We start from the raw sequence: 8471 nt of genomic DNA, 5'->3' as shown, positions 1-8471 counted from the left end.
GTGCGGGGGCGGCGGGCGGCCACGGCGGAGGCGGAGGTGGCGATGAGGAGGGTGAGGAGGAGGGGGTTGGTGGTACGGGTGGCGGCGGTGCCGAGGCCGAGGGCCCAGAGCCACCAGGCGCCTGGGTGCACTGTGGACCGGCGCTGGTGCGGGCGGGTGGGGTGCGCAGCCCGGCGCCGCGGGGTGCCGCCGCCTTCCTTCGGGCCGGGAGCCGCACCGGCCGCACGACTGCCCGCAGACTGCGGAGACCCGCCCGCCACGGGCTGCCGAGCCGCCCCGGCGGCACGACTGCCCGCAGGCTGCGGAGACCCGCCCGCCACGGGCTGCGGCCTACGGCGCATCCCTGCGCCGCCTTGCCTGCCACACCGCCGCCGCGCCCAGTGCCGCCACGGTCGCCGCTCCCGCGAGCAGGCCCACCGAAGGGCCCCCGTCCTTCTTGCTCTCCTTCGACGGGGCGCTCGGCCTCTTCTCCGTCGCCACCTGCTCCCCGCACCCCGTCTCCGGATAGCCCGAGATCGCGCACAACAGGGCGTTGGCGTCGTAGCGCAGGGGCTTGGCCACGGCGGCCAGGGCCTCGGCCGTCGTCGCGTCGGGGGCGGTCACCGCGCAGACCGTACGGGCCGCCGGCGGGGTTTCGCCGGACGGGGCGTCCGTCGGCGTACCGAAGTCGACGACCAGCGCCACCCGCTTCCTGCCGTCCTGCGCGGGCGTGTCCGCACAGATCGTCGTGAAGTCGGCCGTGCCGCGTGGCTTCGCCGCGTCGCCGGAGTCCTCGCTGACCGCGAAACGGAAGCCCTGGACGTCGCCGTCGGAGGGGCGGGTGGTCGAGGGGCCCTGGGTGGCGTACGTCCACTGGTTGCCGTCGCGCTCCCAGAAGGACCAGTAGCGGTAGCCGGCGGCCTGGGCCTGGCCCGCGTTCCAGAGGAACAGGAACGCGGCGAGGACCAGAAGCGTCGTGGCACGGCGCCGGATCACGGCTGCCGCCTCTTGTTGCGACTGCTGAGCAGGAAGCCGATGCCGGCCCCGGCGGCGAGGCCGACGCCGGCCATCCACCACACGTTGCCGCTGTCGGAATCGCTGCCGGAGTCCTTGTCCTCGGCGTTCTCGGCGTTCTCGGAGTCCTTGGCGTCCTCGGCGTTCTCGCTGTCGGCCGACGCCGTCCGCGGAGCCGGACCCGTCGCGTTGAGCTGCTTGACCAGGTCCGCCCCGCCGAAGTCCCGCGGGTTCGTGCCCGTCGCGTGGGCGGCGAGGATCAGCTGGGCGTAGGCGGCGGGGCCGCTCTGCGCCGCCCAGGCCGAGGAGTTCTGCGTCAGCCACTTAAGCGGCTTCTTCGCCTGCGCGGCCTGGCCCTGCGCCGCGAGGGCGACCACGGCGTCGGCGGTGTTGCCGTAGTCGGGCTGGTCGGTGGAGCCGGGGAGCGCGGAGTCGAGGTGGCCGTCCTTGGCGAGCGCCTCGGTGAGGTAGGCGGCGCCGTTGGCGGCGGCCTGCTGCGCGGACGGGTAACCGGAGTCCGAGCAGGCGGCGGCCTCGTCCTGCTTGGCGGGCTCGACCACCAGCCCCTTGCCGAGCGCGCCCACGACACCCGCCGCCGTGGCGTCCGCGTTGGCCGCCAAGTTGCCCTTCTTGTCGGGCTGGAAGGCGAAGGCACCGGCGCCGTCGCCCTTGCACGGCAGGGCGAGCTTCACCAGCGCGTCGTACGGCCCCTGGTCACCCTTGCGCGCGTCCTCGGGCTTCTCCCCTGCGGCGGTCAGCGCGCCGACGACGACGGACGTCGAGTTGGTGTCGCTGGCGCCGCCGGGGGTGTAACCCCAGCCGCCGTCCTTGTTCTGCACGGACTTCAGCCAGGCGACGGCCTTGTCGGTGACGGCGTCGTGGCCGCCGAGCGCGGCGAGGGCCTGCACGGCGGCGGCGGTGTTGTTGGTGTCGACCATGAGCTTCGCGTCGCAGGCCGTGGCGGTGTCGGCGCGGTAGGGCGCGAAGGCGCCGTTCGCGCACTGCTGCCCGGTCAGCCAGTCCACGGCCTCGGCGGCGGGCTTCACACCCACGGTGTCCTGCGCGAGCAGGGCGAGCGACTGACGCCAGACACCGTCGTACGTCGGGTCCGTGCTGCCGTACAGCGCGGCGGGGAACGCCTGCGAGGCGGACGGGGACGGGTCGGCGGCGACGGCGGGCGCGGCGGCCCCGATCACGGCGGTGGCGGCGGCCAGCACCGCGGCGCTGCGGCGGACGTTCATGATCGGCGGATGCCTCTCCCTGTGAGGGAGCCGGGCAGCACGGGACACTCCGGCGGCTCGGCTCCGTATACCTCGACGGTGCCGCACACCGGCCGGTTGCCGGTGCACGTGAGCCGGTCACGATCCGTCCGGGGCAGTCCGGCTCACCACGGCTGTGCTCTTGCCACGGCGGTGGTTCACGGTTGCGGGTCAGCGCCGGATTTGCACCGGCTTCCCCCCGTACGGGTGTGATACGACCTGGCCACTCTACCGGCCCGTACGGAGCACCCTGAGGCCCGCCTGTGCGGCGGAGGTACGTTCGCCCCCATGCGGACAACGGGGAGACTGCTCGGCTCCGGCCGGGCCAACGACGTGTACGAGATCGACGAGGCGTGGGTGGTGCGCCGCAACCGGGAGGGGTGGGGGGACGCGGCGGCCGAGGGCGCGGTGATGGAGTTCGTGCGCGGCCACGGCTATCCGGTGCCGCGGGTCCGCCCGGCCGACTCCACGCGCACCGAGCTGGTGATGGAGCGCCTGTACGGCCCGACGATGCTGGAGGCGTGCCTGACCGGCTCGCTCGGCCCCGACGAGGCGGGCGTCACCCTCGCCCGGCTGCTGCGCGACCTGCACACGATCCCGCCCCGCCGCTCCACCGGCCGCGTCCTGCACCTGGACCTCCATCCGGACAACGTCATCCTGACCGCCGACGGTCCCCGGGTCATCGACTGGACCAACACGGAGGAGGGCGAACCGGGCCTGGACTGGGGCATCTCCGCGATGATCCTCGCCCAGGCCGCCGTCACCGACGAAGCGCTCGCCGACCGCGTCCGCACGATGCTCACCGCGCTGCTGGCGGACCCGTCGCACCTCACCGAGGAGGGCCTGACGCAGGCCCGCGTGCGACGGGCGGCCAACCCGACGATGAGCCGCCGGGAGGTCGAACTCCTGGGCGCGGCAGAGGACCTGATCCGCTCGGTCGTGTCCTAGGACAGGCCGCTCGCGTCCAGCACGTCGGTCGCGGCCGGAGGCCGCACGTCCAAGGGTTCGTCGAAGGCGCTGAACGCGGTGGTGCTGCGATAGTCGGCGCCCTTGTAGACGACCTTGAGAAGGTACGGCTTGCCCTCGGTGGCGACGTAGAACGTGTAGGTGCCGCCCTTGTCCGCCTTGTCGGTCACCACCAGCGCGATCGCCGGTGTGCCGTCGACCTTGGTCGGGTCGCCCTTGGTCGCTTCGCCGAAGGAGGAGAACTCCCGGGTGCAGTCGGAGAGTCCGTCCTCCTCGGCGGTCTCGCTTGCGGGGCTCTTGACCCAGCGCTGCTGTTCCCCCGTGCCGGTCACGTCCTTGCCCGCCATCTCCAGGTAGGCGCGATTCGGGCGGACGTAGTCCGTCTCGTCGATCCGGATCTGCTCGAGGCGGGCACCGTTGGTCCAGGTCCGACTGGACCTGCACGCGCCCTTGAGGTCGGTCGTCAGACGGCTGGTGAAGCCCTTGCCGGTGGCCACGGTGGTGGTCTTCCCGTCCACGGTCACCGACTTGAGCGCCGTCATCGTGTCGTTCGCGTCGTCCAGCAGCTGCTCGGCGGAGGGCTCGTCCGCGGCCGTGCCGTCCGAGCAGCCGGTCACCGCGGCACCCGTCGCCAGGCAGGCCAGCGCAGCCGTCACAACGGTGGTCGTTCTTCGCACAAGTCCCCCCGAATCCATGAGCGGTTCAGGTTATCGGACGTGCGTGCGGCGTGGGGCCGCCGAAGGCGAGGTGGAGGACGCGGGCGGAGAGCAGCCAGGTGCCGTCGCGGCGGCGGTGGAAGGCGTCCCGGTAGTGGCCGACCTGCACCGGTGGGCCGGCCGGGACCATGTCGCCCTCGTGACCGTCGATTCGGTACGTCGTGAAGTACGACGTCGCCGTCGCCGTGTCCGGGGAGACCACCTCGACCAGGACGTTGGACATCATGCGGCGCGAGAGCCGGTCGGCGGGGCGGGAGCCGAAGTACTGCCGGAGCGCGTCACGCCCCTTGACCAGCCGGTCGCCCTCCGGCCACTCCCAGGTGCCGTCCTCGGTGAACAGCGCGGCGACGGAGGAGGGTTCACCGAGGTCGAGGCGGTGGACGAAGTCGAGGATGAGGCGCTCGCAGGCGCGTTCGGCCAGGAGGCGTTCCATGGGGTCCATGAGGGTGTTGGTACCAGTGTTGGGCCCGGCCGGGCCACCGCTTTGGACCGCCACGTACGTCGCTTTGGACCCTCACAAACATCGCTTTGGACCGTCCAGAACGTCGCTTTGGACCGCCACGAGCATCGCTTTGGACCGTCACCAACGTCGCTTCACACCGCCACGTACGTCACCGGCTCACCCCCGGCCACCGCCTCCGCCCGCCCCAGCTTCACCAGTCGCCGCAGATGGGCCTCGGCCTCCGAGACGGCGATGTTCCGCGACCCGTACCGGATCTGGTCCCAGGGGCGGTTCCACTCCATGCGCTCGGCGAGCTGCCAGGGCGTGAGGGGCTCGGCCAGGAGGGTGAGCAGGCCGGTGAGGCGGTCCTCGTGGTGGTGGAGCAACTCCCGTACGCGGGAAGCCGCGTCGGTGAAGGCGTGCTGGTGGGCGGGGAGCACCTCGGCGGGGGCGAGGCGGCCGACGCGTTCCAGGGAGTCGAGGTAGTCGCCGAGGGGGTCGGTGACGGTGGCGTCGTCGGGGTCCTCGTACAGGCCGATGTGCGGGGTGATCTCGGGGAGCAGGTGGTCGCCGGAGAACAGGCGGCCGTGGCCCGGGAGTCCGGCCGGGTGCTCCTCCTCCAGGTGCAGGCAGACATGGCCCGGGGTGTGGCCCGGCGTCCAGATCGCACGCAGTCGGCGGCCGGGGAGGTCGAGGAGCTCGCCGGGGACGATCTCGCGGTCGGGCAGGGCGGGGGCCAGGCCGGGTACGGACCGGGGGCGGGCGGTACGCATCGGCGCCACGTGCTCCTCGGGGGCGCCGGCGGCCTCGAGCTTGGCGGTCATGTAGGTGAGCCAGCGTTCGGGGCGGGTGGAGCGGGCCCGCCGCACGATCGCGCCGTCCGCCTCGTGCATCGCGATCCAGGCGCCGGACGCCTCCCGCACCCGGCCCGACAGGCCGTGGTGGTCGGGATGGTGGTGGGTGATCACCACGCCGTGGATCTCGGCGGGGGAGGTGCCGCACGCCGTCAGTCCCCCGGCGAGAGTGTCCCAGGAGGCCGGGTCGTCCCAGCCGGTGTCGATCAGTACCGGCCCGCGGTCGGTGTCGACGACGTACACGAGGGTGTGGCCGAGGGGGTTGTCCGGGATGGGGACCTGGAGGGAACGGACGCCGCCGCCATGGTCGTGCACCTGCGTCATGGGCTCCCCAATCGCCGCGTTCCGGTCACTATAACTAGAACGCGTTTCGATGGGAGCCCGGGTCGACCTTCCCGTCCGACGTCCCGCCCGTGGACTCCTCCGGGGGGACCTGGTATCAGTGGCCGTATCTGATGAACCGTCAGAGACGCAGTCGCTCCGGGGAGGCAGTCGCCATGACCGAGCTCGTGGAACACGGACAGCTGTTCATCGGCGGGGAGTTGACCGACCCCCTGGGCAAGGACGTCATCGAGGTGATCTCGCCGCACACCGAGGAGGTCATCGGGCGCGTGCCGCACGCCTCGACGGCCGACGTGGACCGGGCGGTCGCCGCGGCGCGGAAGGCGTTCGACGAGGGGCCCTGGCCGCGGGCGAGCCTCGAAGAACGGATCGAGGTGGTCGGGCGGATCAAGGACGCGATCGCCGTACGGCACGAGGAGATCGCGCGGGTGATCTCGTCCGAGAACGGGTCGCCGTACTCCTGGAGCGTCCTCGCGCAGGCGCTCGGCGCGATGATGGTGTGGGACGCGGCGATCACGGTCGCGCGGAACTTCACGTACGAGGAGACGCGCGACGGCGTGCTCGGACGCATCCTCGTCCGGCGCGAACCGGTCGGGGTCGTCGCGGCCGTGGTCCCCTGGAACGTCCCGCAGTTCGTGGCCGCCGCCAAGCTCGCGCCCGCGCTGCTCACCGGCTGCACGGTGGTGCTGAAGCCGTCGCCGGAGTCGCCCCTCGACGCGTACATCCTCGCCGAGATCGCGCGCGAGGCCGGACTGCCGGAAGGGGTCCTGTCCATCCTCCCGGCGGACCGCGAGGTCAGCGAGTACCTCGTCGGGCACCCCGGCGTGGACAAGGTCTCCTTCACCGGTTCGGTGGCGGCCGGCAAACGCGTGATGGAGGTCGCCGCGCGCAACCTCACCCGCGTGACCCTGGAGCTGGGCGGCAAGTCGGCGGCGGTGGTACTGCCGGACGCGGACGTGGAGACGGCGGTCGCGGGGATCGTCCCGGCGGCCTGGATGAACAACGGGCAGGCGTGCGTGGCCCAGACCCGCATCCTGCTGCCGCGTGCGCGCTACGACGAGTTCGCCGAGGCCTTCGCGGCGGCGGCCGGCGCGCTGGTGGTCGGCGACCCGCTGGACCCGGCGACCCAGGTGGGCCCGCTGGTGGCGAAGCGGCAGCAGCAGCGCAACCTCGACTACATCCGCATCGGCCAGGAAGAGGGCGCCAAGATCCTCACCGGTGGCGGGCGCCCGCCGGGCCGGGACCGCGGCTGGTACGTCGAGCCGACCCTCTTCGGCGACGTCGACAACTCCATGCGGATCGCCCGCGAGGAGATCTTCGGCCCGGTCATCTGCCTGCTCCCGTACGGCGACGAGTCCGAGGCGCTGAAGATCGCGAACGACTCCGACTACGGGCTGAGCGGCAGCGTGTGGACCGCCGACGTCGGGCACGGCATCGAGGTCGCCCGCCAGGTCCGTACCGGCACGTACTCGGTGAACACCTTCAGCCTCGACATGTTCGGCCCCTTCGGCGGCTACAAGAACTCCGGGCTGGGGCGGGAGTTCGGTCCGGAGGGCTACGGCGAGTACCTGGAACACAAGATGATCCACCTGCCCGCGGGCTGGGAGGGCTGACCGACCATGGGTGACCGCTGGCAGATCGAGGTCGACCGCTCCCTGTGCATCGGCTCGGCCCAGTGCGTCCACCACGCCCCGGACGGCTTCCGCCTCGACACGGGCCGCCAGTCCCTCCCCGTGGAGCCCGAGACCGACGCCAACGAGAAGATCCTCGCGGCGGCGGAGGGCTGTCCGGTCGAGGCGATCATGATCACGCTGCTGGGGAGCGGGGAGCCGGTGTTCCCTCCCGAGGAGTAGCGGTTTCCGTGCACCGACTCCATTGACCCAAAAAATCATGATTCAGGGGGTTCTGTACCTGGATAGATGTTCTATTCTGGGAAGTGGCCTACGGGACGAGTGAGGGAGTTCGACCGGAGTAGCCGACTGTGGCGAGACGCTCAGGCATCCGCCGTGGCCGACGTCGACGGTCGGGCTGAGAGGCCGGAAGGCAGTGGTCGGGCCGGAAGGCGACCCCCAGCACCTGATCCGGGTAATACCGGCGAAGGGAACCCGTCTCGTAGGTTCTTCGCGTGCCCGAGCCCGGCTGCGTGCCTAGGCCCGGCTGTCGCCCTCCGGGTCCGTCAGGTCGATCAGGCGGCACACCGTCTCGATGTCTATCTTCACCTGGGCGATGGAGGCACGCCCCGACAGCCAGGTGATCAGGGCCGAGTGCCAGGTGTGCTCGATGACCCGGACCGCGGACAGCTGCTCCGGCGTCGGGTTCTCCAGCCCCATCGCGTCCAGCACGATCACCGTCGTCTGACGGGAGACCTGGTCGACCTCGGGACTCACACTGCGATCGGCGAACGTGAGCGCGCGGACCATCGCGTCCGCCAGATGCGGCTCCCGCTGCAGCGCGCGAAACGCCCGCATCAGCGTCTCCGCCACCCGCTCCGCCGCCGTCTCGCCGGTCGGCGGCTTCTTGCGCAGCGTGCCGTGCATGTGCTCCAACTGGTCCTGCATCGTGGCGACCAGCAGATGGATCTTGGACGGGAAGTAGCGGTACAGCGTGCCGAGAGCCACCTGGGAGGACTCCGCGACCTCCCGCATCTGCACCGCGTCGAAACCGCCCCGGCTGGCCAGCTGCGCGCTCGCGTGCAGGATGCGCCGACGGCGCGCCTCCTGCCGCTCGGTGAGCGGCGGCGAGTCGGACCGCGGGGTACTGGCATCCACCTTGGCCATCTTGGCTTCCGCAGACATGGGTCCCGTTCCGTGACAGTCGGTGAGGGCAAGTGATCGCACAGCATGGCAGGAGCGCCGGTCGTGGCGTGAATCACCTGATCCACTGTCCACCGTGCCCCTAC

The 8471-nt window shown here is 71.8% G+C and carries 9 protein-coding genes and 2 riboswitches; of the genes, 3 read left to right on the top strand and 6 right to left on the bottom strand.

The window, feature by feature from the left end:
• Positions 1-330: 330 nt before the first annotated feature.
• Both ADK57_RS39095 and ADK57_RS39090 read right to left on the bottom strand, forming a co-directional pair.
• A complete protein-coding gene (locus ADK57_RS39095; RefSeq protein ID WP_053754468.1) occupies positions 331-972 on the bottom strand; it encodes an SCO2322 family protein in 642 nt (213 codons plus the stop codon).
• On the bottom strand, positions 972-2234 hold the full coding sequence (locus ADK57_RS39090; RefSeq protein ID WP_053754451.1) for a prenyltransferase/squalene oxidase repeat-containing protein: 1263 nt from the start codon (positions 2232-2234) through the stop codon (positions 972-974). The genes ADK57_RS39095 and ADK57_RS39090 overlap by 1 nt, the downstream gene beginning before the upstream one ends.
• A gap of 131 nt (positions 2235-2365) precedes the next feature.
• A riboswitch (cobalamin riboswitch) is annotated at positions 2366-2451 on the bottom strand.
• Between the two features lie 89 nt (positions 2452-2540).
• Between ADK57_RS39090 and ADK57_RS39085 the strand changes: the two genes are divergently transcribed.
• Positions 2541-3200, top strand: coding sequence for a phosphotransferase (locus tag ADK57_RS39085; RefSeq protein ID WP_053754450.1), 660 nt, complete (start codon positions 2541-2543; stop codon positions 3198-3200).
• On the opposite strand, the gene ADK57_RS39080 is transcribed toward ADK57_RS39085, so the two are convergent.
• The 3 genes from ADK57_RS39080 to ADK57_RS39070 form a co-directional block, all read right to left on the bottom strand.
• Positions 3197-3874 (bottom strand): hypothetical protein, encoded by a 678-nt coding sequence (locus ADK57_RS39080; protein ID WP_234390543.1) that lies wholly within the window; start codon positions 3872-3874, stop codon positions 3197-3199. The two genes, ADK57_RS39085 and ADK57_RS39080, sit on opposite strands and share 4 nt — an antisense overlap.
• Positions 3875-3920: 46 nt before the next feature.
• Positions 3921-4376, bottom strand: coding sequence for a nuclear transport factor 2 family protein (locus tag ADK57_RS39075; protein ID WP_053754448.1), 456 nt, complete (start codon positions 4374-4376; stop codon positions 3921-3923).
• A gap of 152 nt (positions 4377-4528) precedes the next feature.
• The gene (locus tag ADK57_RS39070) at positions 4529-5554 is read right to left on the bottom strand and encodes an MBL fold metallo-hydrolase (RefSeq protein WP_053754447.1); all 1026 of its coding nucleotides are present in this window, start codon (positions 5552-5554) and stop codon (positions 4529-4531) included.
• 173 nt (positions 5555-5727) lie between these two features.
• On the opposite strand from ADK57_RS39070, the gene ADK57_RS39065 reads away from it, so the two are divergent.
• Together ADK57_RS39065 and ADK57_RS39060 are read left to right on the top strand one after the other, a co-directional pair.
• Positions 5728-7185 carry an aldehyde dehydrogenase gene (locus tag ADK57_RS39065; RefSeq protein ID WP_053754446.1) on the top strand — a complete coding sequence of 486 codons (1458 nt, stop codon included), beginning with the start codon at positions 5728-5730 and terminating at the stop codon, positions 7183-7185.
• 6 nt (positions 7186-7191) lie between these two features.
• Positions 7192-7425 (top strand): ferredoxin, encoded by a 234-nt coding sequence (locus tag ADK57_RS39060; protein WP_053754445.1) that lies wholly within the window; start codon positions 7192-7194, stop codon positions 7423-7425.
• 91 nt (positions 7426-7516) lie between these two features.
• A riboswitch (TPP riboswitch) is annotated at positions 7517-7692 on the top strand.
• 27 nt (positions 7693-7719) lie between these two features.
• Here ADK57_RS39060 and ADK57_RS39055 read toward each other — a convergent pair.
• Positions 7720-8367: a TetR family transcriptional regulator gene (locus tag ADK57_RS39055; protein ID WP_053754444.1), complete on the bottom strand. Its 648-nt coding sequence runs from the start codon at positions 8365-8367 to the stop codon at positions 7720-7722.
• Positions 8368-8471 lie beyond the last annotated feature (104 nt).

This window comes from Streptomyces sp. MMG1533, assembly GCF_001279775.1.
GTDB lineage: Bacteria > Actinomycetota > Actinomycetes > Streptomycetales > Streptomycetaceae > Streptomyces.
Note: the sequence above shows the minus strand (reverse complement) of the source record. Positions and strands in the feature narration are given on the sequence as shown.

Bases quoted from the DNA above. Each gene is read 5' to 3' on its own strand.
- ADK57_RS39090 (WP_053754451.1), bottom strand. From the start codon at position 2,234: ATGAACGTCCGCCGCAGCGCCGCGGTGCTGGCCGCCGCCACCGCCGTG.
- ADK57_RS39085 (WP_053754450.1), top strand. From the start codon at position 2,541: ATGCGGACAACGGGGAGACTGCTCGGCTCCGGCCGGGCCAACGACGTG.
- ADK57_RS39075 (WP_053754448.1), bottom strand. From the start codon at position 4,376: ATGGACCCCATGGAACGCCTCCTGGCCGAACGCGCCTGCGAGCGCCTC.
- ADK57_RS39070 (WP_053754447.1), bottom strand. From the start codon at position 5,554: ATGACGCAGGTGCACGACCATGGCGGCGGCGTCCGTTCCCTCCAGGTC.
- ADK57_RS39065 (WP_053754446.1), top strand. From the start codon at position 5,728: ATGACCGAGCTCGTGGAACACGGACAGCTGTTCATCGGCGGGGAGTTG.
- ADK57_RS39060 (WP_053754445.1), top strand. From the start codon at position 7,192: ATGGGTGACCGCTGGCAGATCGAGGTCGACCGCTCCCTGTGCATCGGC.
- ADK57_RS39055 (WP_053754444.1), bottom strand. From the start codon at position 8,367: ATGTCTGCGGAAGCCAAGATGGCCAAGGTGGATGCCAGTACCCCGCGG.